The sequence below is a fragment of the Shewanella sp. 1180_01 genome (assembly GCF_052850535.1).
This window is the reverse complement of record NZ_VXCT01000199.1, coordinates 1-398: the sequence shown is the minus strand read 5'-3', so window position 1 is coordinate 398 and position 398 is coordinate 1. Positions and strand designations below refer to the sequence as shown.

Genomic DNA, 398 nt, shown 5'->3' with positions numbered 1-398 from the left:
ACCAAAATTTGGTATCCCCTAGGGGATTCGAACCCCTGTTACCGCCGTGAAAGGGCAGTGTCCTAGGCCTCTAGACGAAGGGGACCCCGGACATATTAATTTGAACTTATTGTTCCCGTTTAACATCTACGGTGTCCTAGGCACTCTCTTCTAAATAAGGAAGGTGACCTCATACATATTAATTCGAACTCACGTTCCTGCTTAATATCTACAGTAAATTGGTGGAGCTACACGGGATCGAACCGTGGACCTCTTGCATGCCATGCAAGCGCTCTCCCAGCTGAGCTATAGCCCCAAATTTTTGTCGACACTGCTAACTTTAATAGTATGCGTATCAGCAGAAATTTAGATTTTGTTCATACCAAACAACTCGTTAGCTATTCGACAGGAACCAATAC

At 44.7% G+C, this 398-nt stretch carries 2 tRNA genes; both read right to left on the bottom strand.

Annotated elements, in window-relative coordinates:
• Positions 1-9: 9 nt before the first annotated feature.
• Positions 10-85, bottom strand: a tRNA-Glu gene (locus FW758_RS24850).
• Positions 86-219: 134 nt separating this feature from the next.
• Positions 220-295, bottom strand: a tRNA-Ala gene (locus tag FW758_RS24845).
• Positions 296-398: the final 103 nt, after the last annotated feature.